Genomic DNA, 24800 nt, shown 5'->3' on the forward strand with positions numbered 1-24800 from the left:
CAATATCCCATGCGAACCTTGTTAAGATTTTCTTATTTATTATTTATTTTTTTTACTTCTTGCGGAAATATGGCAACCAAGAAGGCCGATGCTGGAGAAAAAGAGGAAAATGCTATTGAAAACAAGATTGAGGAAAAGAACCAAAGTAAGGTAATTTTGTTTTTTGGAAATAGTCTTACTGCAGGTATGGGCCTTGATCCCAATGAAGCTTTTCCCGCTTTGATACAAGATAAGATAGATTCCCTGCAACTGTCCTATAAAGTAGTTAATGCCGGTTTAAGTGGGGAAACAACGGCCAGTGGAAAAAATAGGCTTGGCTGGGTACTTAATGCCGATATAGAGGTTTTTGTTCTGGAACTTGGGGCCAATGATGGTCTACGTGGCATATCACTGGAAGAAACCCGTGGGAACTTACAGGAAATTATAGATGTGGTGCAACAAAAAAATCCCAATACGACCATTATTCTGGCTGGAATGCAAATTCCCCCCAATATGGGCCAGGATTATACTAGCGGATTCAAGGATATATTTCCAGACCTTGCCAAAAAGAACAATATTGGTCTAATTCCATTCCTTTTGGAGGATGTGGCAGGAGATCCAGAACTAAATCAACCTGACGGTATACATCCCACAGCCGAAGGACAAAAGATTATAGCCAATAACATATGGCCTATAATTGCTAAAATTATTACTGAGTGATGTCGATATAGCCTTTTTAAGAAGACCCTATCTGCCTTTTATTGAATTTTCTGTCTACATATTGAATCGCTGGGAAGTAATAAATCATATAGATTGGCTAACTTATTGGAAACCTTGTACCACAATTTTTGGGTATATTCGTGCCATATAATTGCTATACAGTGCGAGTCTACATGTGGGTTGAAAATTCCTTTCCAAGCAAAATATCGATTACTTTTGGGGCAAATGTAACCAGTCCATTAATCGGTGTGAGGATTGAAGCCTCCAGTAAATTGCCTAACCAAAAATATTTGTCGCAACCTATTTTATTTCGAACCATAATTGGTCTTGAATCAACAACCTACTCTCCCATATAATATAAACCTAAATTCTATATATTAATTTAAAGTCGATTATGATTAAAAACAAAATTGCATTTGTATTCACATTTTTATTGGGAGTACTAACCATAGTTAGCGCCCAGAAAAGTGAAACTTTATTGGAGAAGAAATCTGTTCCAATTTTTGAGAACGGAGAAGCTCAGGTCGTACCTGGTTTTAGTGATGAATCTAAATGGATAACACATGACCTATGGGTTGAAACAGGATTTGATACTGATGGGGATGGTAAGAAAGATAGAATGCATGTCTCGGTCACTAGACCTGGCCAAACTGAAACGGAAGGACTTAAATTACCGGTCATTTACATTAGTAGTCCTTATTTTGCCGGTGTGGCTTCCAATTTGAATGAGATTTTTTGGGATGTACGGCATGAATTGGGTGATACTCCTAAAGAGCGTTTGCACCCCGAGGTAGTCAGGACCGGGAAAAGACCTTATATTTCCAAGTCACATATTCAAACCTGGGTTCCCCGTGGTTATATCGTGGTTCACTCCTCCTCCCCTGGTACAGGGTTGTCCCAAGGTTCCCCAACAGTGGGTGGGGACAATGAGTCCTTGGCCCCAAAAGCCGTTATAGATTGGTTATGTGGTAGGGCTAAAGGTTATACGGAACCTTATGGTAAAGAAAAGGTAAAAGCCTATTGGTCTACGGGAAAAGTTGGTATGACCGGTACTTCCTATAATGGCACCATACCCTTGGCCGCCGCTACAACCGGAGTTAAGGGATTGGAGGCAATTATTCCCATCGCTCCAAATACTTCTTATTATCACTACTATAGATCCAATGGCCTTGTGCGTTCTCCAGGGGGGTATTTAGGAGAGGACATAGATGTGCTTTACGACTTTATACACAGCGGGGACGAGTCCAAACGTGCGCATAACAATAAGGTTGTTAGGGATACCGAAATGAAAAACGGTATGGATAGGATCACTGGAGATTACAACGAATTTTGGGCTGGCCGTGATTACTTGAATGATATGGAACCCATGAAGGCCGCTTTATTGATGGCGCACGGATTTAACGATTGGAATGTAATGCCGGAGCATAGCTATAGAATTTATAAGGCAGCAAAGGATAAAGGTTTGCCCACCCAAATTTATTATCACCAGAACGGACATGGAGGTGAGCCTCCGCTAACCCTTATGAACAGGTGGTTTACCCGCTATTTGCATGGTATTGAAAATGGTGTGGAAGAAGATGCCAAAGCTTGGATTGTTCGTGAGAATGATGATAAGCTAAATCCAACACCTTATAAAGATTATCCAAATCCGGAAGCGGCACCTGTAACTTTATATCTTGAAGGAGGTGCTCCGGAGAAAGGTGTATTAAGTACTAAAAAGAAACCGGCTCAAGGTGTGGAAACCCTAGTGGACAATTTTTCTTTTTCTGGAGAAACCTTGGCAAAGGCAGAGAATACCAATCATCGCCTGCTTTATATTACGCCAATACTGAAGAAGGATATTCACCTATCTGGAACTCCAAAAATCAGTATTTCTGTGGCGAGCAACAAAGTTGCCGCCAATTTATCGGTTTGGTTGGTTTCCTTGCCTTGGAATGAAGGAAAGAATGTGAAAATAACGGATAACATTATAACCCGTGGTTGGGCAGACCCACAAAACCACAGTTCCCTTACCCATAGTGAACCTTTGGTGCCTGGACAGTTCTACAATCTAACTTTTGATTTGATACCGGATGATCAGATTATACCCAAAGGCCAACAAATTGCACTTATGATCTTCTCAAGTGACAGGGAATTTACGCTTTTGCCAAATCCTGGAACAGAATTATCGGTGGATTTGGATGAAACAACTTTTACCTTGCCTGTTGTAGGTGGAGAGGAAGCTTTCGAAAGTGCGACCGAATAATTGATTCATAAGGAATATTCTCTGGACTAGTTTGGTCTTCCCAAATAGATTTTTGAGTTGTATAACTTAATGGTTTAACTCGGACCTTTATCTACCATAACAAAAAAAACTCCTTTTTCTAAATTAATAGAAAAAGGAGTTTTTTATTTTCATGGAAGTGAATCCCTTCCAGTATCCATATATCTTGAAACTATTTGCTCAAGTACATCTTACGCCTAGAATACAGGTTGTAGAATTCGTCGTCCTTAAGACTGTCTATAAACAAAATGCTCTCCCCGGTACTCTTCATTTCGGGTCCTAAATTCTTATTTACGTTAGGGAATTTATTAAAGGAAAATACCGGTTGCTTAATAGCATAGCCATCCAATTGCGGATTAAAATTAAAGTCCTTTACTTTTTTCTCCCCCAACATCACCTTGGTTGCATAATTTACATAAGGCTCTTTGTAGGCCTTTGCAATAAATGGTACCGTTCTGGATGCCCTAGGGTTGGCCTCTATGATGTATACAATATCATCCTTGATGGCAAACTGAATATTTATTAGTCCAACCGTATTTAGCGCTAAGGCAATCTTCTTGGTATGGTCCTTTATTTGTTGCATCACAAATTCGCCCAAATTAAATGGTGGCAAAGTGGCGTTGGAATCCCCTGAGTGAATTCCACATGGCTCAATATGCTCCATAATTCCGATGATGTAAACATCTTCCCCATCGCAAATGGCATCGGCCTCGGCCTCTATGGCGCCATCCAAATAATGATCCAACAACAATTTGTTATTTGGTATTTTCCTAAGAAGATCTACAACATGTTCCTCCAATTCTTCCTTGTTGATCACAATCTTCATTCCCTGTCCCCCCAAAACATATGAAGGTCTAACCAACAATGGGAAGTCTAACTCGTCTGAAAGGGCCAAAGCTTCATCGGCAGTTTCTGCCACGCCAAACTGAGGGAATGGAATATTGTTTTCGGCCAATAAGTTGGAGAAACTTCCTCTGTCTTCTGCCAAATCCAAGGCTTTGAAACTGGTACCTATTATTTTAATGCCGTATTTGTCCAGCTTTTCCGCCAACTTAAGGGCTGTTTGGCCCCCTAGTTGAACAATGACACCCTCTGGTTTTTCATGTCTAATGATATCATAGATGTGTTCCCAAAATACGGGCTCAAAATATAGCTTGTCCGAAATATCGAAATCCGTGGAAACCGTTTCGGGATTACAGTTGATCATGATGGTCTCATAGCCACATTCCGAAGCGGCCAATACACCGTGTACACAGCAGTAATCAAATTCTATACCTTGTCCTATTCGGTTGGGCCCTGAGCCCAAGACCACAATTTTTTTCTTGTCGGTTACAATACTGTCGTTCTCAACATATTTCTTACCGTCCGGGGTTTCTATTTCCGCCTCAAAAGTAGAGTAATAATAAGGGGTCATGGCCTTGAACTCCGCAGCACAGGTATCGACCAGTTTGTAAACCCTGTTAATGTTAAGGGCAACACGTTTATTATAAACTTCACTCTCGTAACAATCCAGCATATGGGCAATCTGCCTGTCGGCAAACCCTTTTTGCTTGGCTTCCAAAAGCAGGTCCTTGGAAAGTGTTTCAATGCTGAAATTGGTAATTTCCTTTTCCAGTTGATAAAGTTCTTCGTACTGCTTTAAAAACCACATGTCTATTTTAGTGATCTCATGGATCCTGCTCAGCGGAATCCCTAACTGAATAGCATCATAAATTACAAAGACACGGTCCCAACTTGGGATGGTGAGTTTGCTAATAATCTCATCATAATTGGTATATCCTTTACCATCTGCTCCAAGTCCGTTCCTCTTAATTTCCAAAGACTGGGTGGCTTTGTGCAGGGCTTCCTGGAAAGATCGGCCAATGCCCATTACCTCTCCTACCGATTTCATCTGGAGACCCAAAGTTCTATCCGAACCTTCAAATTTATCAAAATTCCAACGTGGTATTTTTACGATTACATAATCCAGGGTAGGTTCAAATAAGGCAGAGGTAGATTTTGTAATCTGATTGCTCAGCTCATTTAAGTTATACCCTATAGCCAATTTAGCGGCTATCTTGGCAATGGGATATCCAGTAGCTTTTGATGCCAATGCTGATGATCTGGAAACCCTAGGATTGATTTCAATAGCGATAATGTCTTCCTTTTCATCTGGACTAACTGCAAACTGAACGTTACATCCCCCTGCAAAATCCCCTATACTGCGCATCATTTTAATGGCCATATCCCTCATCCTCTGGAAGGTAGTGTCAGACAGCGTCATAGCTGGTGCTACCGTAATGGAATCTCCTGTATGGATTCCCATAGGGTCCATATTTTCAATGGTACAAATAATAACTACGTTATCATTTTTATCCCTTAACAACTCCAGTTCGTATTCCTTCCACCCCATTAGGGCTTTATCTATCATGACCTCGTGTATTGGGGAAACTTCCAAACCAAGACTAAGAAGTTCGTCAAAATCCTCTGGTTTGTAAACTATGGAAGCTCCGGCACCACCAAGGGTATAGGAAGCCCTGATAACCAATGGAAATCCAAATTCTTGAGCAATTTCCTTACCTTTTAGAAAGGATGTAGCAGTGGCCTGAGGTGCCATTCCAATGCCAATTTTAAGCATTAGCTCACGGAATTTCTCCCTGTCTTCCGTAATATTGATGGCGTCAATATCTACACCTATGATCTTTACTCCGTAATCTTCCCAAATTCCTTTAGTATCCGCTTCAATACAAAGATTCAATGCTGTTTGCCCCCCCATAGTAGGTAAGACTGCATCTATATTGGGATGTTTTTCCAAAATCTCCCTAATAGATTTTGTAGTCAATGGCTTTAAGTATACATGATCGGCCATGGTTGGGTCCGTCATGATCGTTGCTGGGTTACTGTTGATGAGGATTGTTTCTATGCCATCTTCTCTTAAAGATCTCAACGCCTGTGTACCTGAATAATCAAATTCACACGCTTGACCAATAACGATGGGTCCAGAACCAATAATTAAAATAGAGTTTAAATCTTTTCTTTTGGGCATTTTACTAGTTATTTATATATATGAAAAAGGGAATTGGACAAAAAAAAGGTGCTACTTCGGAAAAAGTAACACCTTGTTATTTTAAAAAAACAATTCTATCATTATTTTTTGTGCTTCAGCTCCGAGGATACAGACAATTTCTTTCTTCCTTTAGCTCTTCTTCTAGCAAGAACTTTTCTACCATTGGCAGTAGCCATACGTTCCCTAAAACCATGTTTGTTTTTTCTCTTTCTTTTTGATGGTTGAAATGTTCTTTTGCTCATCGTAGCGTATTTTTTATAGTATGCTTAAATTTCTTTTTTGACAATCTTTAATTTTGCTTCATCGACAGCAAAATCCGGCTGCAAATATACAAAGAGTTTTTGCATTGGCAAATCTAATTAAAAAAATATTTTTTTTAGGATTGCCCACTATAAGGCCCACAGGTTTTTACTACTTTTGCAACGGCTTAACCAGTATGACAATTTAACATGAAGCGCTTTATTTTTTTAACGGTTTGCATCCTATGCAATATGGGTGTTTATGCACAAACCACATTGCAATATCACTTAAAAAAGGGAGATGTTTTTAAGATCAAGCAGGATGCCGAGCAGATTATAACCCAGGAATTGGATGGTGCAACCCATGAAATAACGAACCACATAGATGGTATATTGGAATTTAAAGTGCTGGGGGAGCTGAATAATGGCTATGAGGTAGCATTGACATTTAAGGATTTAAATTTAAAAATGACCTCTAGTATCCAAGGGGAATTAATGAATGTCAAGGCCAAAGAGGTTAATGATGAGGATATGCAATCCAAAGTATTCAATACCATATTGAACAACCCGGTGAAAATGGTTTTAGCAAAGACCGGAAATATATTGAAGGTTCAAGGTGGTGATAGTCTGGTTTCCAAAATGGCAAGGGCTTCTGGTCTTGAGGACGAATTCTCGATCAATATGATGAAAAAATCTTTGGAAAATGAGTTTGGATCTGAGGCTTTGTCCAATAGTTACAAGCAAATGACCTTTATTTACCCCGACAAGAAAGTCAATATAAACGATAAATGGGAGAATGTCTACAATGGCAAATTAAAGACAACCAATGTGTGGACCCTTAAGAGTATCGTTGACAACAAGGTCAAGATTAGCGGCAAAGCTGCGGTGTTGATGGACGTAACGGATGCCAATACCATTATGAAACTTAGCGGTACACAAACCACAACCTTAACAGCAGATTCTAATACCGGTTTTATTATGCATATGCTGGTAGAGGGTACATCTACTGGGATATCCACAATGACACAAATGGGCGGACAAGAAATACCGACCACTATTAAATCTAAAATAACGTACCAATTAATTAATAAGTAATATGTTCAATAAAAATTTAAAACTAGTTATAGCTGCACTAATAATAGTTTATGCAGTATACCAATTTGTAGAAGGTAATATTGGTAATGGGATTTCTTTGCTTCTCCTTTCTTCTATTTTTATATTTCTATATTATAGGAATGAAATAATTTTATTGGCATTCCTAAGAATGCGGAAGCAGGATTTGGCAGGCACAAAAAAATGGCTCGATAAAATTAAAAATCCTGATGCCGCCCTTACCAAAAAGCAAAATGGTTATTATAATTACCTAAATGGTATTATTTTCTCCCAGACCAACCTTACCCAGGCCGAAAAATACTTTAAAAAAGCATTAAAATTTGGACTAAACATGGATTATGATGTGGCAATGGCCAAATTGAGCCTGGCTGGTATTGCCATGCAAAAACGTAGAAAAAGGGAGGCTACTACCCTATTGAATGAAGCTAAGAAACTGGACAAACAAAATATGCTTGCCGAACAGATCAAGATGATGCAGCAGCAATTGAAAAAAATCTAGTTTCAGTGGGGTTAAACGGTTTTGGTGTCCTACCCATACTAATGATATCTAAAGCAAGGGGGCAAAAAGTCGGCTAAAGGATTCCTTTAGTCGTCTAATTATATTTCTGTTCTGCCAACGTTCCAAGGTAACTTCGTCACAGTCCTCAAGGTCTAAATGGAATTGCTTTCGCATTTGTTGATTGATGTCCTTGTTATATAACAAGGCGTTTATTTCAAAATTCATGGAGAAACTTCGGTAATCCATATTGGCTGTACCAATACTGGAGAACATATCATCTATAACTAAGGTCTTGGCATGTATGAACCCTTTTTTATAGCGATGTATGGAGATGCCGGAAAATAAACATTCCTCAATATAGGAATCAGTGGCATATTGAGCCACCACTGAATCCGATTCGTACGGCACTATAATTTTTACTTCTACCCCACTTCTTGCTGCTGTGGTCAGAGCCGTTAGTATTGCTGAATTGGGCATAAAATAAGGCGTTGTGATCAATATACTTTCATGTGCCGAATTAATGGCGCAAAACATGGCTTCCATTATATTGGCCCAATCACTGTCAGGACCGCTTGCCGCAACTTGTACTGCTACAGGTTTTTGTGGAGCGGACTTTTGTTTCGGGAGTAGAATTTTCTCGATTTCCATCGCATCCTTGGCAGCAAAATTCCAACTTAAAACAAAAGAGGATTGAAGGGCACCTACTGCTCCTCCCCTAATGCGTAAATGAGTATCTCTCCAGTATCTTTCGTTATTAAAGGAGTTGTCGTATTTCTGATCTAAATTAATGCCACCAACGTATCCGATATTACCGTCAATGACCACTATCTTTCTATGGTCCCTATAATTCAGTTTGCTGGTAGAGTTGGAGAACAACACAGGCATAAACGCAAAATGCTTCACGCCGCTGTCTGAAAGTTTCTTTTTGTAGGCATTGGAAATATTGCTTCCTACGTCATCATAAATAAGTCTAACACTTATTCCTTCCTGGGCCTTTTTACATAGAAGTTCAATAATCTCACTTCCCAATCCTTTGTCGAACAACACAAAGTACTCCAGGTGTATGTGGTGTTTGGCATTTTCTAGATCCTCCCTCAGATATTTAAACTTTTCCTCTCCATTTATCAGGATATCAACCTCGTTATCAAAGGTGAGCACGGCCCTTTCGTTATTCCGCATTAATCGGTATATCTTAAAAATACCTTCTCCAAGAAATTCCTTTAAATCCTCTCTTTCCGAATTATTGAGGCTGAAGCTGCTGCGCCATTTTTTTAGTCGGTCATTATCCTCGACATATTTTTTTTCGAAAATCTTGTCCTTTCTATAATCTTGACCAAAAAAATAATAGACCAGCAGCCCAATAAAGGGTAATGTTGCCAAAACAAATATATAAGACAAGGTCTTAACCGGATTCCTATTTTTAAGAACGATTAAGACCGAAAAAATGATAACCAACAAATAATTAATCCCTAAAAGAAATGGCCAAATGTTATCCTTTAGGAAAGAGACCATTATTTGGAAATCTTGTAGTATCCTTTATTTGGGATTTCTATAGTATATTTCTTCCTGGAAGAATTATTTAAATGTGGCTCCCTCAACCAAGGGTTATGTCGCTTTAAAATTTTGTAGTTGATCTCGTAAAGGTTTGCAAAATCGGCAAAATTGCTCACAGGTTCATTAATTTCAACATTAAAAGTTGGAACTGCCGTATACATATCCTCTTTTTCAAGATGAAAACCGTATTTCTCTGGATTGGATAGTATTTCCTTAATGGCCAATATTCTAAACACGTAGCGACCTGTTTCTTCGCCCAACAGAAGATCATAGTAGCCGTCCGCTTTCTGTATACCCATATATTTTTGGATTCCTCCTGCCCCGGCGTTGTATGCTGCCGCAGCCAAGGTCCAGCTGCCAAATTTCTCCTTCGACCTTTTCAGGTATTTACAGGCTACTTCAGTCGATTTTTCAACGTGGTACCTTTCGTCTACATTGCTGTTAATTTCCAGGCCGTATTCTCTTCCTGTGGCACTCATTATCTGCCAAAAGCCTGTGGCCCCTGCAGGAGAAACCACGTTTTGAAGCCCGCTTTCTGCCAATGCCAAGTATTTAAAGTCGTCCGGAATTCCATTTTTTGCCAAGATAGGCTCAATTATAGGGAAGAATTTATTGGCTCTTTTCATAAGCAAAAGGGCATTTGACTGCCAATAGGTATTCACCAAAAACTCGCGATCAACACGTTCCATAATCTCTGGATCATCAAAAGGCACCGCTTCACCTGCGAAATTCAAATCTTCAGGAATCTCAATGGCTGTTATACGATAGCCCACTTCCTCCCCATCATTTGTTTTGGGCTCCGACTTCTCGACCAGCATGGCAGTTTCCTTGTACTGATTTTGTACAGCAAAAATTAAGGTGCTTCCTACGAAAAAAACTCCCAAAATCATTAAAATATTCTTTATAACCTTCATCTGTTCAATTGTTTTAAATTTCTAAATTTTCTTAAGTGCCTTACTACATTGGATTGGCAGATTTCCTACCTGGGTAGCTCATGCCATGTACCTATTTCTACTTCAAAGATATTAAATAGAACTGCCTTATTGCAAAATAATTGTAGGTAAGTGTTCATTAAACCATTTTGACCGGTGAATAATCATCGTATGGGTCCCATTTTTGACTGTAATGCAATTTTTTATATATCCTATGGGAAAGACAGGGTCATTTTCACCATGAATATGAATTATATCTTCCATGTAATGGGTTTGTTTCCAATTTACTATAGCATCTATGGACCAATCCAGATAATATTTGTCACGGATGGACAAATACTGCTCATAAAGTGCTAGACGTTTGGGGACAGTTTCGCCAAAGGCATATTTTGCCAATAATTCCATATTGTTTACTAACCCGGTAGGCAATAGCTTATGTACTTTGGTATACTTGGCAAAAATCATTCTTTTGGGCAATTCCGAATTACTTTTGACGCTCGAAATAATAATGACCTTTCCTACTTTAATGTGTTTTGCCATCTCCTGGACCAGAATACCACCGAAGGAAACCCCGATCAGGACTGCATCCTCATGTTTAATGAGACTGGACATTTTTAAGGCATAATCCTCCAGGCTAATATTCTTATCGGGAACTGACCAATCCAGGAAATGTTTTTCGAAAGTTTCCGATGGTAAGTTTATGTTGTCAAAAATGGAGGGGTTGGCTGCCATGCCGGGCATGAAATAAACATGTTTTTTATTTTGGACCGTTTGGTTTTCTAGCATACTATTTTAATAGGATAATAACTATTTTTTCACTAACTTTGTTTTCTTGGCTTTTTCGTCCCTGCTTATGTGCTTATTTAGTTTATGAGCCTAGATTGTAATTTGAGAACGTTATGATCATAATTCAAAATTAGTCATTATTTAAAATCAAACTATATGAATGAAGTAGAAATTAAGGACAATGGCTTCTTGAGACAATTTGAAGCCAGGGTTGACGGCCACTTGGCTAAAATTGAGTATTCTTCCCAAGAGCGTAAAGTTTTTTTAACAAAACTTGTAATTCCTGAGGAAATAACAAAGGAAGGTTTTAAAGAAGAGTTCATTAAAAGTGTCTTGAGCCATATCCAAGAACAAAATTTAAGAGTGGTGCCTACTAGCCCTCAAATTGCTGGTTTCTTGAGAAAGAATCGACAATACAAAGAAATGCTTCCCGTAGGAATTAGAATATAACGATAAAAAAACCTCTCATAATCGAGAGGTTTTTTTTTGTTTTAGTGTTTGATTCCTACTGAAAATAGTTGACCATATCAATGGAGGTAATTAATTGTAGGACTGGGCAGATACCATACTGCCAACTTCTACACCTCTTACCATACCATCATCATCAATTTCCGTAAGTTTTATTTCGTGCAAGGTATTCACCAAGCTTGGATTCCATGGTGTTTTTATTTTTACGTAATTCTCGGTAAATCCGTGGATATAGCCCTCCTTGTTTTCGGCTTCGTATAATACCGTTCTAGTAGCGCCCAACTGTCCTTCATAAAAAGCCCTTCTTTTTTTAACAGAGAGCCCCCTCAGCATTTTACTTCTCTTATTCCTTACTTTTTTGGGAACTACTCCGGTTAATTCCGTTGCCTTGGTGTTGTCCCTTTCAGAATATGTAAATACATGCAGATAGGAAATATCCAGTTCATTAAGGAAATTATAGGTTTCCAAAAAATGTTCTTCGGTTTCCCCAGGAAATCCAACAATGACATCGACTCCAATACAGGCGTCTGGCATAACTTCCCTAATTTTTTTAACCCGATCCACATACAAGTTGGTGAGGTATCTTCTGCTCATCAATTTTAAAATGGCATCACTACCGCTCTGAAGCGGAATATGGAAATGGGGAACAAAGGAATTGCTTTGCGCCACAAAATCTATAGTTTCATTTTTTAATAAATTGGGTTCAATGGAAGAAATTCGTAAGCGATGTATGCCTTCTACCTTATCCAACGCTTTTACCAAATCTAAAAAAGTATGCTCATGTTTTTTATTGCCAAACTCTCCTTTTCCATAATCGCCAATATTGACGCCGGTAAGTACAATTTCCTTGATGCCCTTTGATGAGATTTCGGCGGCATTGTTTAATACATTCTGAAGGGTATCACTTCTTGAAATCCCCCTGGCCAAAGGAATGGTGCAATAGGTGCATTTATAATCGCAGCCATCCTGTACCTTTAAAAATGCCCTGGTTCGATCGCCAATGGCATAACTGCCCACATAAAAGTCGGCCTCTTCTATTTCGCAGGAATGTACCTGGCCAAAATCGTTTTTGGAAAGATCATTGACATAATCTGCTATCTTAAATTTTTCGGTGGCTCCCAAAACCAGATCAACACCGTCTACCGCTGCCAATTCTTCTGGTTTAAGCTGTGCATAGCAGCCTATGGCTGCAACAAATGCATTTGGATTGCTTTTCTGTGCTTGCTTGACAATCGACTTAAATCGCTTATCGGCATTTTCCGTAACGGAACAGGTATTGATGACATACATATCCGCATTTTCGGAAAAATCAACACGCTCAAAGCCCTCCTCTACCAAATCCCTAGCTATGGTTGAAGTTTCTGAGAAATTGAGCTTGCAGCCCAAAGTATAGAAAGCGACCTTTTTCTTCATCATTGTTCTTCTTTGACCGAATTCATTTCGGTTTCTTATACATTGATCCAAATCGTTTGCAAATATACCAATAATTGGGAACCCATATGGTATTGCCAAGGGTTTGGTTAATTCATTGCGTTGAAGTTAATCTTTACGCCACCTCCTGGTTTCTTCGAAAACGTGGTCCAATATCTTGGCGTCCATTTCATTGAATTCCACTCCCCTACGTGCCATCATTACCTTTGCGGCTTCATAAGCCTTTTGTGGTTGGTATGTAGTGAAACCAGAGGCACCTCCCCAACTAAAACTGGGAACAAAATTTCTAGGGAATCCGGGCACATAAATATTACAGTTTACACCTATTACCGTTCCGGTATTGAACATGGTATTTATGGCCGTTTTGCTATGGTCGCCCATCATGAGGCCACAGAACTGAAGTCCGGTCTGTTCAAATTTCTCCGTATCGTAATTCCATAGGCGAACCTTTGCGTAATTATTCTTTAAATTGGAATTATTGGAATCGGCACCTATGTTGCACCATTCCCCCAGTACCGAATTGCCAAGATAGCCTTCATGGCCCTTACTGGAATATCCTATAAGCACGGAATTGGAAATTTCGCCACATACTTTGCTATAGGGGCCCACGGTAGTAGGGCCATAGATTCTGGCACCCATTTTCACCACCGCCTTTTCGCATAGGGCAAAACCACCTCGAATAAGGTTGCCTTCCCATACTTCAGAATTCTTGCCTAAGTAAATAGGTCCTTCGGAAGCATTTAATATACTGTATTCAACGCTGGCACCTTCCTCCAAGAAAATGTTTTCCGGGTTCACCAAACTATTGGTCTTGGAGATGGGAGCACTTTTTCTGCCCTTGGTCAACAGGTCAAAATCTGCCTGCATCGCCTCTCCATTTTTTGAAAAGATATCCCAGGTATTTTCAATCCGTAGTACGGGACCTTCAAATTCAATATGGGTGTAGGTTGAAAAATCAACTTCTTCCTGAGTCTCCTTGGTATAAAAGGCTATAACCTCCTCACCTAAGAACACAGCTTCCTTTTCATTTAAATTGGTTACCAGGTCCACCAATTCGGTATTGGGCAAAAAGGAAGCATTTATAAGTACGTTCTCGTCCATTTCCACCATAGGAAATCTTTCCGAAAGATAATCCTCGGTTATAGTGGTGATAGTATTACCTAGGTGTTTTTCCCACTTTTCCCTGATGGTGAGAATTCCTATCCTAATATCTGCAACCGGTCTGGTAAAGGTGAACGGCAACAAGGCCCTTCTTACCGTACCGTCAAAAAGAATATAGTTCATACAACTAAATTATAACAAAAAAAGTCACGCAACTGCGTGACTTAATAACTCTTTTGTAAAGAAAATATTATTTTTTGAACTTCTCGTACTTGCTTTTAAATTTATCGATACGTCCTGCAGTATCCAAAAATTTGGCCTTACCAGTGTAGAATGGATGTGAAGTTCTTGAAATTTCCAATTTAACCAATGGATATTCAACTCCATCAACATCTAAAGTTTCTTTGGTATCGGCTGTGGATTTAGTGATAAAAACCTCTTCATTGGACATGTCCTTAAAGGCTACCAATCTATAATTCCCTGGATGTATATCTTTTTTCATTGTAAAAACGTTTGTTCCTGCTTAATTTCGAGGTGCAAATTTAAATATTTTTCTGAAAAGAACAACTTAAAACCTCAAAAAAGAAAAATAAAAATTAGCTACCTTTAAATGTAACAAATTTAGCTCTGTTACCACTAACCATAAAAACTATAAAATATTTAATCAACATGGAAGAAACCAAACTAAAAACTGGAAAGTATGCTTTAACCTATGGACTTATCCTAGGCGCCATAAGTGTAGCGTTTTTATTGATGTTATATTCGTTGGATATGCATTATCAGGGTGGCCCTATGGTAATGGGTGTTAGCCTTCTGATAACCATTGCGGTTATCGCTATTGGCATGGTGCAATTTAAAAAGGACAATGGAGGTTTTATGTCCTTTGGGCAAGGATTAAAAGTTGGTGTGGGAATTGGTTTGATAGCTGGTATCATTGGGATTATATTCAATCAGATCCTCGCAGGGGTAATTGACCCTGAAATGATGAACAAGGCCATGGAATACCAAAAGGGCTTGCTTATGGAAAATCCTAAAATGACTCCAGCGCAAATTGATGCCCAAATGGAAATGGCCAAAAAATTCTCAACACCATCAATGCAAATCGTTTTTGGATTGGTTTATATAGTAGTGTCAAGTTTTATATTATCACTTATTCCTGCTTTAATTTTAAAAAAGAAAGAAACTATTCAGTAATTTGTACTTTTGAAAAGATTTTCCATAAGTACCGAATGAATATATCTATAATAATTCCCTTACTTAACGAAGAAGAATCGTTGACAGAACTGCATGATTGGATTGTACGCGTAATGCAATCCAATCATTTTTTATATGAAATACTTTTTATTGATGATGGAAGTACCGATGGTTCTTGGGACATTATCACCAAATTGGGTCAGTCCAATCCCAATGTTAAGGGTATACGCTTCTTAAAGAATTTTGGAAAATCACAGGCCCTTCATGCCGGATTTAAAGCAGCTCAAGGCGATGTAGTGATCACTATGGATGCGGATCTACAGGATAACCCTGAGGAAATCCCAGAATTATACCACATGATCAAACAAGAGGGCTTTGATCTTATTTCGGGATGGAAGAAAAAAAGATACGACTCCATACTCAGTAAAAACCTTCCCTCCAAGTTATTTAATTGGGCCGCACGCAAAACTTCCGGGGTAAGGCTGCACGATTTTAATTGTGGACTAAAAGCCTATAAGAAAGAGGTTGTAAAAACCATTGAGGTCTCTGGGGAAATGCACCGCTATATTCCCGTTTTGGCCAAAAGTGCTGGATTTCATAAAATAGATGAAAAGGTAGTACAGCACCAAGCCAGGAAATACGGCAAGACCAAATTTGGTATGGACCGCTTTATAAATGGCTTTTTGGATCTGATTACCATCTGGTTCGTTTCCAAGTTTGGAAAACGGCCTATGCACCTTTTTGGTGCTTTGGGAGTCCTAATGTTTACCATTGGTTTTGGATTTGCCCTTTATTTAGGTATAGATAAAGTATTTATCAACCCTTTTGGGCGACTCATTACGGAGCGACCACAATTTTATATTGCACTGATAGCCATGGTTATAGGAACACAACTTTTCCTTGCAGGCTTTTTAGGCGAAATAATGGTAAGATCTCGCAAGAATGAAACCCGTTACAATATCACCGAAGAAATAAATCTGACCGAAAAATAAATGAATATTCTTTGTATTTTTAAGAACATATAACACCAAATGACTATGGAAGCCATACTGAAAAACGCCAAAAATTGGTTGACCGATTTTTTCGACGACAAGACCAAAAACGAGATTCAAAAGTTAATTGACAACAATACCGAAGAGTTAAAAGACCGCTTTTATAAGAACCTTGAATTTGGGACTGGTGGGATGCGCGGAATTATGGGTGCCGGTACCAATAGAATAAATAAGTACACTTTGGGAAAAAGTACCCAAGGCCTTAGTAACTACTTAAAGCAAGTTTATAATAAGGAACAGGTAAAAGTAGTCATTGCCTATGACTGTAGACATAATAGTGACACTTTGGCCAGGACCGTTGCCCAAGTTTTTGCTGCCAATGGTATTAAAGTCTTCCTTTTTTCGGAACTGCGAACTACCCCTGAACTATCTTTCGCTGTAAAATACCTTAACTGCCACGCCGGTATTGTTTTAACGGCTTCGCATAACCCACCGGAATACAACGGTTACAAAGTGTATTGGACAGATGGGGGACAAATAGTACCACCTCAGGACGGTGCCATAGTTAGCGAAATAAATAGCCTTGCTTTTGAGGACATCAAATTCAATGCGGATGAAAGTTTAATAGAATTAATAGACAAAAAGGTAGATGAAGCCTTTATTGAAGCATCGGTTAAAAATGGGAACTTCAATGCCAAGGGCAAAGACGATTTTAAAATTGTCTTTACCTCCCTTCATGGAACTTCTATTACCGTAATCCCTGAGGTACTTAAAAGGGCCGGGTATAAAAATGTTACCGTTATTGAGGAACAGGCCAAACCAGATGGTGATTTTCCAACTGTAGTATCGCCAAACCCTGAAGAGCCCGAGGCCCTATTCATGGCCATTAAAAAGGCAGAGGAAATTGGTGCGGATATGGTTATTGGTACCGATCCGGATAGTGACCGTCTAGGAGTGGCGGTGCGCAACTTGGAGGGCGAAATGAAGATTTTGAACGGCAACCAGACCATGATCATGATGACCAAGTTTTTGTTGGATCAAAGGAAGAAAAAAGGAATTACAGGAAAGGAATTTATTGCCTCCACCATTGTTTCTACGCCAATGATGGACTCTTTGGCCAAGGGCTATGGGGTGGAATGCAAGACCGCCCTTACAGGTTTTAAATGGATAGCCAAAATGATCAAGGATTTCCCGGACCAGCCTTTTATTGGTGGTGGCGAGGAAAGTTTTGGTTTTATGGTAGGGGATTTTGTACGCGATAAGGATGCGGTAACCTCTACCCTATTGGCTTGTGAAATAGGCGCCAACGCCAAAGCAAACGGCAGTTCGTTCTACAAGGACCTTATAGATTGCTATGTGGACTACGGGTTCTTTAAGGAAAAATTGATTTCCTTGACCAAGAAAGGAATGTCGGGAGCGGAAGAAATTAAACAAATGATGATCGATTTCAAGGACAATCCCGTTGAAGCTATCGATGGTTCCAAAGTGGTAACCGTTGAAGATTACAATACGGCGACTTCTAAAAACGTAATAACAGGTAAGGTAACCCCAATAGATATTCCAAAATCCAATGTATTGATATACATTACCGAAGATGGCACCAAAATGGCTGCCAGGCCCAGCGGTACGGAGCCTAAGATCAAATTTTATTTTAGTATCAACACCAAATTGAAGAACGCGGCCGATTACAAAAAAGTAGATGCCGAGTTGGATGCTAAAATTGAAAGAATCCTTAAAGAACTGAATATAGGTTAATGGAGTATTTTAAAAAGATTCTTCGCTTTGCGAAACCCTACCGTAAATACGGTTTTTTAAACATTTTTTTCAATATTCTATATGCCCTTTTCAGTGCCCTTTCCTTTGCGGCCCTAATTCCCATGTTGGACGTGCTTTTTAAGCCGGAGAAAAAGATTTTGGTAGAACCGGTCTATGAAGGGATGGGGCAATTAAAGGATTATTTGCAGGACTATATAAACTATAGGGTCAATGCATATTCCGGTGATGATGAAATGAAAGGCTTGGTCTTGGTCATTGGATTGGTATTGATTCTTTTCCTACTAAAAAACTTCTTCAATTACCTGGCCATGTATTTTATTACCTTTCTAAGAAACGGGGTACTAAAAGATATCAGGAACAAGATGTACGCCAAAATAGTGGATTTGCCCATTTCCTATTATTCCGAAAAGCGAAAGGGCGATGTAATTGCACGTATTACTTCCGACGTTTTGGAAATTCAACATTCTTTCCTGTCCATTTTGGAGCTCATTGTTAGAGAGCCATTGACCATACTGTTTACCATAGTGATCATGTTCGGGATAAGTACAAAACTTACCCTCTTCGTGTTTATTTTTATTCCTATTGCAGGTATGATCATTTCGAGGATTGGAAAATCCCTGAAAAAGAAATCGGATCGGGTACAAAGGGAACAAGGGGAGTTTTTATCAATAGTAGAAGAAACCTTGGGTGGCCTAAGAGTTATAAAAGCCTTTAATTCCGAATCCCGGTTTTATAAAACCTTTACCACTTCCACCAACAGATTTTTTCACTTTTCAAACAAGTTATTGAACAGACAAAACCTGGCTTCTCCCACAGGCGAATTTTTGGGAATAATGGTCATTGGGGTCTTACTTTGGTTCGGAGGAAAAATGGTACTGATAGATAAAACCTTGGATGCATCCTCGTTTATTGCTTATATGGGACTTGCTTACAACATACTTACTCCTGCAAAAGCTATTAGTAAGGCCTCCTTCGGCGTGAAAAAGGGAAACTCTGCTGCAGAGCGGGTATTGGAAATTTTGGAAACCGAAAATCCAATTGTTGAAAAGAAGGATGCTGTTGTAAAACCCAATTTTGAACAAGGAATAGACATTAAAAATGTTTCCTTTAAATATGAGGATGAGTATGTGCTGAAAAAATTTAACCTAAAGGTTCCCAAAGGCCAGACCGTAGCACTGGTAGGCCAATCCGGAAGCGGAAAAAGTACAATTGCCAACCTAATGACACGCTTTTATGATGTTAATGAGGGTGAGATAAAAATTGATGGTATCGATATTCGGGATTTTAGCAAAAAATCACTTCGCAATTTAATGGGACTTGTTACCCAAGATTCTATTTTATTCAACGATACCGTTAAAAATAATATTGGACTCGGAAAAGAGGATGCCACGGAGGAAGAAATAATTGAAGCCGCTAAAATAGCCAATGCCCACGATTTCATTAGTGAGCTGCCCCAAGGATATAATACCAATATTGGGGATAGCGGAAATAAATTAAGCGGCGGACAAAAACAAAGGCTGTCCATTGCCAGGGCCGTTCTTAAAAACCCGCCTATTATGATTCTGGATGAGGCTACCTCTGCCTTGGATACGGAAAGCGAAAGATTGGTTCAGGATGCTTTGGAAAAAATGATGCAGAATAGAACCTCCATTGTCATAGCGCACAGGCTTTCCACCATACAAAATGCCAATACTATAGTAGTTTTGCAAAAGGGTGAGATTGTGGAACAAGGTTCCCATACACAACTAATGGAAAAAGATGGAGTTTACAAAAAGTTGGTCACCATGCAGTCTTTTTAAGGCTTGTACAAGCCTTAAAACATTGTGGTGGTCCACTTGATAATTGTACTTTGGACTATTTGATTGTATAATTATCTAGAAACCTGTTGTTCCAAAATTTGGTTTTGGAAAGACCTATATTTAAGTATATCCAAATATTCCATGGCATTCTTGTTTTTATGGTCCTTATAGGATTTTGATGCCCAATCCATAGCTGCAGTCAAGTCGCCATTAATTTCGTGCATAACTGCCATATTGTAACAGGCGCGGCCGGCAATTTTGGAATTGGAATTATCCAATTCCTTTTCCCAAAGTTGTGATGCTCCCTGCCAGTCCCCATTTTCCACTAACACACAAGCCTGTTCGAAATTGGTGGTGCCACGAACAAAATATGATCTCTCAACACTGTTTTCGAACGGTAATAGTCGCTGTCCATAGTTGCTGCCCGTGGCCTTGCTCTGTTCCACAAGGGTTTCCTTTCTGCCCTCTATGGCCTTATAAGCCTCTAAAGGATTGGTGCCTTTCCCCTTGGATATAATTTGATCGTTAAATACTATCTCATCAATAATTTCCTTTGATTTTGGATAGTATATTTTCCATCCATTTTCAATAAGGGTTTCCAAGGTAAGCTCTTGGGCCGGTACCTTTACCTTCACCCTCATGAGGTTTGGTTGCATCATAGATGTTTTCTTTATGGATACTGTGGTTTCCGTATCAAAAAAGGCCATAGAAAATATGGCATCCACATCGTACGCATTACAAATGTTTTCGACAGAGGTCCATGAAATAGAATCGTTTACCATCTCAAAATGCAAAATTTCTTGAGGTACCGAATCCAGGATTTTAATAGTTTCAAAACGATTGTCCTTTAGCAATTCGTTGAACAATCCTGTAAGGGCAGCATTCCTCCCCTGCTCCAAAAGCCATTGCTCTTCGGCGGCCACCATTCTGTTAAGGCCTGTTTCATCCTCTTCTACCTCTGGTCGTATGCTCCTATTAACGATGCCTATCCTTTTAATTTTTTGAGAAATATGTACAGGTGAAGGTTCCATGGTTTGAAGTACAATTTCTTTAGTGGAACCGCAACCTACAGTTAAAGCTATAAGGCTAAATAAAAAAAACTGGAAACAAAACTTGCTCATGCTTTGTAAAATAAATTCGATCTTAAAAAAAATTAGACGTAATATCATAACCTTTGTAAAACTCATTTTATAGGGGAAATATTGTCCATTCTCCCCTAAACCATTGAATTTTAGGGCTATTTTGCCTTTTTTTCAGGAAAATTGCCTTTGTAACAGCGTTTTTGATTTAGTTTTAGAAACATTGCCGAAACTGTAGTTTTGTTAAAAGAATATGTATTTAATTAAAAAAGTCCGTTTCCAATTTTATGGATAACGGACTTTTAAGTTGTTATATTCCAATGAAATATTCCTTATAGAGGACAGTTAAGTTTATCGCGATGCTTGTTGCTCCAAGACTTCATTTTGTGATAATCGGTATTTAAGAATATTTAAATATCTAAGCGCATCCTTATTATCATAATCCGCGTAAGACTTTGAAGCCCAATCCATGGCGGCATTCAAATCCCCGTTGATCTCATTTATTATCGCCATATTGTAGCAGGCCCTTCCTGCAATTTTCGACTTGGAATTACCCAATTCTTTTTCCCAAAGTTGGGCAGCACCTTGCCAATCCCCGGTTTGTGCCCTTCTTTTGGCCACTACGAAATTGTCGGTTCCACGTACAAAGTAGTCCCTAGTGATCCTATGTCTATATGGGGATATCCTGGACCCATAGGCATAACCAATATTTTTGCTTAACTCTTCAACAGCTTCGTTCCTGCGAGCTACGGCTTCTATTGCCTTTACCGGGTTAATACCTCTTCCTGAGGATACCAAATGGTCTGTGTACATAAATTCGTCCACGATTTGTCTGGTACGGGGGTTATAGATACGCCATCCATTTTTTATAAGTGTGTTCAGAGTGACTTCATGGGCCGGTACCGACACTTTAACTCCCAAACTATTGGGAAGTTGCATTACGGATGGTTTATAGGAAACCTGTGTATCCGTATCATAAAATGCCAAGGAAAAAATAGCATCAACACCGTTGGCCGCACAAATCTCTTCTATTGTCTCCCAGGACAAGCTGGCCGGAAAGACATCCAGTCCTTTTCTTATTTCAGTTTCGTTATCCAAAATAAGTATTTCTTCGAACCTTCCTGTGCCTGCCAATTCATCGGACAAAGCGTTAATGGCAACTTCGGCCCCTTTTTTATCGAGATTAAGTCCTTCGGCGGACAATATCTGGTCTATTTTGTCAATTTGCTTATTGCCTTCAGAAGGCAAACTTCTATTAATAATACCTATTCTCTGTATATCATTGGGAAGATGCACTATGGCTGGTTCTGTGGCTCCCATCGTTAAATTATTGGTGGCACTACAGGACATTAATAAAATTCCTATACCAATATATCCGAGTATTAATTTATGGTTTTTCATGTGGTGGTTTTAATGGTTACTAAACAAAACTATTGTAATAGCCTAGCTATAAAACATATACTGTGCCAAAAATATTGTTCTAGGAACCAACATTCCTCTACTTTTCTATAGTTTGGTCAGGTCTTTAGACTAAAAAAAGGTGGACCATGGCAACAAATACATGCATTTACAGTCTTCCCATATTGCACCTATTCCTTACCTTTGAAGGTTATAAATCCTTATGGAAAGGAAAATTGAATAAATGAATAAAATAAGTTCAAAAACGCTTCAAGATCTCGAGTTTAATACCGTTCTACTGCAATTGGCTGCCCGATGCACCACAGAGCTCGGAAAGGAACAGGTAACTAATTTGGAACCAATATCCGAGAAAACCGAATTATTGGACGTTTTGGGACAGACTTCCGAGTATTTGGCCTCCTACTCCAACGACAATAGGATTCCCAATCATAACTTTGATGCCATTAATTCGGAGTTGAAACTCCTTAAAATTGAGAATACCACTTTGGAAGTAGGTGGATTCAAGAAAATAGGTTCCATTTGTACCACAGTTGCAACCCATATTAAGTTCTTTTTAAAATTTAAGGAGTACTATCCCCTGCTTTATGCCGTTTCCGATAGTGTTACCCTGAATACTGAAATTCCTCGAAATATTGAGGCTGTCATAGATAAATTTGGGGAAATAAAGGATAATGCCTCCAACAACCTACAAAATATCCGTTCTCAAATGGTTGTGGTTAAGGGCAAAATAAATCAAAGTTTTGCCACTGCGCTCAATACCTATCACGCCTCGGAACTTTTGGACGAGATCAGGGAATCCGTTGTAGATAATAGACGGGTACTTGCCGTAAAGAGCATGTATCGAAAAAAAGTAAAGGGAGCCGTTATGGGAACCTCCAAAACTGGAAGTATTGTCTACATTGAACCGGAGGCTACCCTTAGGTACAGTAGGGAACTCGGGAACCTGGAATTCGAGGAACGGGAGGAGATACAAAAAATACTGAACGATCTAACCAACCGTATACGGCCTTTTGCGCCTGAATTATATGCTTATCAAGATTTTCTGGTTCATATCGACATTACGGCGTCCAAAGCAAAATATGCTCTGGAAATGGATGCTCTCTTGCCAGAAATTAGTGAAAATAGGGAGCTTTATTTAAGGGATGCCTATCATCCCTTGTTGTTTTTGAGCAATAAATACAAAAAAGAAAAAACATATCCACAAACCATTGCCCTGCATCCCGAGAACAGAATTATCGTTATATCGGGACCTAATGCCGGGGGAAAAAGTATTACCCTGAAAACCATTGGTCTTTTACAGGTAATGCTGCAGAGCGGTTTGTTGATCCCAGTACATGAGCGGTCCAAGGTCTGTTTATTCGATAATGTACTGACCGATATTGGGGACAACCAATCCATAGAAAACCATCTCAGCACCTATAGTTACCGATTGAAGAACATGAATTATTTCTTGCGTAGATGCAACGACAAGACCCTTTTTCTGATCGATGAATTTGGAACCGGGAGTGATCCGGAATTGGGTGGTGCCCTGGCCGAGACTTTCTTGGAGGTGTTCTATGAAAGAGGTGCCTACGGGGTTATTACCACCCATTATGCCAATCTGAAACTATTGGCCAATGAATTGCCCCATGTTACCAATGCCAATATGCTTTTTGATGGAAAATCGTTGGAACCCACTTATCAATTGGTATTGGGACAGGCCGGTAGTTCCTTTACTTTTGAAGTGGCACAAAAGAATGGCATTCCCTATAGCCTCATAAACAAGGCTAAAAAGAAAATAGAGCGCGGTAAGGTCCGTTTTGATGCCACCATTGCCAAACTTCAAAAGGAGCGTAGTAAAATGGAGAAAACCGGTTCCAGGCTTCAAGAAGAGGAATCCAAGGCCAGGACGGAAGCCCAAAAATTGGAGGACCTTAATTCCAAGATCAAATCCAAATTGGAAAACTATCAGGAACTGTACGACCATAACCAACGGATGATCTATTTGGGAAATAAGGTAAATACGGCTGCGGAAAAATATTTTCAGGATAAAAAGAAGCGTAATTTGGTTTCTGAATTGATACGTATTGTGGAAACCGAGAATAGTAAGCGCAAAAAACAAACTGTAAAAGAAGTAAAGGCCCAAAAGGAAAAGAAGGCCAAGGTAGAACAAGAGGTGATAAAAAAGGTGGAGGTAATCCGCGAAAAGAAAAAAGTTGAGAAAAAGAAAGCCGAAGTAAAGGAAAAAAATAAGCCACGTCCGGTATTTAAAGTAGGCGACCGTGTACGCCTTATGGATGGAAAGGCCGTAGGTAGTATAGATAGTTTGGAAAAGAACAAAGCTATTGTCAACTATGGTATTTTTACCACTAATGTTGCGGTAGACCAACTGGAATTGGTAGAAAGAAAAATGTAAAAAGTGGTTGGACCA

The 24800-nt window shown here is 39.2% G+C and carries 20 protein-coding genes; 10 read left to right on the plus strand and 10 right to left on the minus strand.

Annotated elements, in window-relative coordinates:
* Positions 1-69: 69 nt before the first annotated feature.
* On the plus strand, positions 70-699 hold the full coding sequence (locus KO529_RS21370; protein ID WP_252734507.1) for an arylesterase: 630 nt from the start codon (positions 70-72) through the stop codon (positions 697-699).
* A gap of 394 nt (positions 700-1093) precedes the next feature.
* Entirely contained in the window at positions 1094-2944 is a 1851-nt protein-coding gene (locus KO529_RS21375; protein WP_215949892.1) for a Xaa-Pro dipeptidyl-peptidase, read from the plus strand.
* A gap of 190 nt (positions 2945-3134) precedes the next feature.
* Here KO529_RS21375 and carB read toward each other — a convergent pair whose 3' ends face one another.
* Entirely contained in the window at positions 3135-5987 is a 2853-nt protein-coding gene (gene carB / locus KO529_RS21380; RefSeq protein WP_215949893.1) for a carbamoyl-phosphate synthase large subunit, read from the minus strand.
* A gap of 101 nt (positions 5988-6088) precedes the next feature.
* On the minus strand, positions 6089-6250 hold the full coding sequence (gene rpmH / locus KO529_RS21385) for a 50S ribosomal protein L34 (protein WP_026809253.1): 162 nt from the start codon (positions 6248-6250) through the stop codon (positions 6089-6091).
* 207 nt (positions 6251-6457) lie between these two features.
* On the opposite strand from rpmH, the gene KO529_RS21390 reads away from it, so the two are divergent.
* On the plus strand, positions 6458-7342 hold the full coding sequence (locus tag KO529_RS21390; protein WP_215949894.1) for a DUF6263 family protein: 885 nt from the start codon (positions 6458-6460) through the stop codon (positions 7340-7342).
* A 1-nt stretch (position 7343) separates the two neighbouring features.
* Positions 7344-7859: a DUF2892 domain-containing protein gene (locus KO529_RS21395; protein WP_215949895.1), complete on the plus strand. Its 516-nt coding sequence runs from the start codon at positions 7344-7346 to the stop codon at positions 7857-7859.
* Positions 7860-7907: 48 nt separating this feature from the next.
* Here the strand turns inward: KO529_RS21395 and cls are convergent, their stop codons facing one another.
* The 3 genes from cls to KO529_RS21410 form a co-directional block, all read right to left on the minus strand.
* The gene (cls, locus tag KO529_RS21400) at positions 7908-9371 is read right to left on the minus strand and encodes a cardiolipin synthase (RefSeq protein WP_215949896.1); all 1464 of its coding nucleotides are present in this window, start codon (positions 9369-9371) and stop codon (positions 7908-7910) included.
* Entirely contained in the window at positions 9371-10327 is a 957-nt protein-coding gene (locus KO529_RS21405) for a lytic transglycosylase domain-containing protein (protein ID WP_215949897.1), read from the minus strand. The genes cls and KO529_RS21405 overlap by 1 nt, the downstream gene beginning before the upstream one ends.
* Positions 10328-10453: 126 nt before the next feature.
* Positions 10454-11131 carry an alpha/beta fold hydrolase gene (locus tag KO529_RS21410; protein ID WP_252734508.1) on the minus strand — a complete coding sequence of 226 codons (678 nt, stop codon included), beginning with the start codon at positions 11129-11131 and terminating at the stop codon, positions 10454-10456.
* A 156-nt stretch (positions 11132-11287) separates the two neighbouring features.
* Here KO529_RS21410 and KO529_RS21415 point away from each other — a divergent pair, with 156 nt between their 5' ends.
* Positions 11288-11581 carry a GNAT family N-acetyltransferase gene (locus tag KO529_RS21415; RefSeq protein ID WP_072861005.1) on the plus strand — a complete coding sequence of 98 codons (294 nt, stop codon included), beginning with the start codon at positions 11288-11290 and terminating at the stop codon, positions 11579-11581.
* A gap of 90 nt (positions 11582-11671) precedes the next feature.
* On the opposite strand, the gene mtaB is transcribed toward KO529_RS21415, so the two are convergent.
* The 3 genes from mtaB to KO529_RS21430 all read right to left on the minus strand — a co-directional run bounded on the left by mtaB (position 11672) and on the right by KO529_RS21430 (position 14633).
* Positions 11672-13012 (minus strand): tRNA (N(6)-L-threonylcarbamoyladenosine(37)-C(2))-methylthiotransferase MtaB, encoded by a 1341-nt coding sequence (mtaB, locus tag KO529_RS21420; RefSeq protein ID WP_215949956.1) that lies wholly within the window; start codon positions 13010-13012, stop codon positions 11672-11674.
* Between the two features lie 126 nt (positions 13013-13138).
* Positions 13139-14314 (minus strand): GlmU family protein, encoded by a 1176-nt coding sequence (locus KO529_RS21425; RefSeq protein ID WP_215949898.1) that lies wholly within the window; start codon positions 14312-14314, stop codon positions 13139-13141.
* A 67-nt stretch (positions 14315-14381) separates the two neighbouring features.
* Entirely contained in the window at positions 14382-14633 is a 252-nt protein-coding gene (locus KO529_RS21430; RefSeq protein WP_031443897.1) for a type B 50S ribosomal protein L31, read from the minus strand.
* A gap of 167 nt (positions 14634-14800) precedes the next feature.
* On the opposite strand from KO529_RS21430, the gene KO529_RS21435 reads away from it, so the two are divergent.
* The 4 genes from KO529_RS21435 to KO529_RS21450 are packed head-to-tail and all read left to right on the plus strand — an operon-like array spanning position 14801 to position 19892.
* Positions 14801-15325: a DUF4199 domain-containing protein gene (locus KO529_RS21435; protein WP_215949899.1), complete on the plus strand. Its 525-nt coding sequence runs from the start codon at positions 14801-14803 to the stop codon at positions 15323-15325.
* 35 nt (positions 15326-15360) lie between these two features.
* On the plus strand, positions 15361-16317 hold the full coding sequence (locus tag KO529_RS21440; protein ID WP_215949900.1) for a glycosyltransferase family 2 protein: 957 nt from the start codon (positions 15361-15363) through the stop codon (positions 16315-16317).
* 45 nt (positions 16318-16362) lie between these two features.
* The gene (locus KO529_RS21445) at positions 16363-18072 is read left to right on the plus strand and encodes a phospho-sugar mutase (protein ID WP_215949901.1); all 1710 of its coding nucleotides are present in this window, start codon (positions 16363-16365) and stop codon (positions 18070-18072) included.
* Positions 18072-19892 (plus strand): ABC transporter ATP-binding protein, encoded by a 1821-nt coding sequence (locus KO529_RS21450; protein WP_215949902.1) that lies wholly within the window; start codon positions 18072-18074, stop codon positions 19890-19892. Before KO529_RS21445 ends, KO529_RS21450 begins: the two co-directional genes overlap by 1 nt.
* Before the next feature lie 71 nt (positions 19893-19963).
* On the opposite strand, the gene KO529_RS21455 is transcribed toward KO529_RS21450, so the two are convergent.
* Both KO529_RS21455 and KO529_RS21460 read right to left on the minus strand, forming a co-directional pair.
* A complete protein-coding gene (locus KO529_RS21455; RefSeq protein ID WP_215949903.1) occupies positions 19964-21013 on the minus strand; it encodes a DUF6340 family protein in 1050 nt (349 codons plus the stop codon).
* Between the two features lie 309 nt (positions 21014-21322).
* Positions 21323-22372: a DUF6340 family protein gene (locus tag KO529_RS21460; RefSeq protein WP_215949904.1), complete on the minus strand. Its 1050-nt coding sequence runs from the start codon at positions 22370-22372 to the stop codon at positions 21323-21325.
* A 241-nt stretch (positions 22373-22613) separates the two neighbouring features.
* On the opposite strand from KO529_RS21460, the gene KO529_RS21465 reads away from it, so the two are divergent.
* The gene (locus KO529_RS21465; protein ID WP_215949905.1) at positions 22614-24785 is read left to right on the plus strand and encodes an endonuclease MutS2; all 2172 of its coding nucleotides are present in this window, start codon (positions 22614-22616) and stop codon (positions 24783-24785) included.
* Positions 24786-24800: the final 15 nt, after the last annotated feature.

Origin of the sequence: Arenibacter algicola, assembly GCF_018860365.1 — a bacterium.
Classification (GTDB): Bacteria; Bacteroidota; Bacteroidia; order Flavobacteriales; family Flavobacteriaceae; genus Arenibacter; species Arenibacter algicola_B.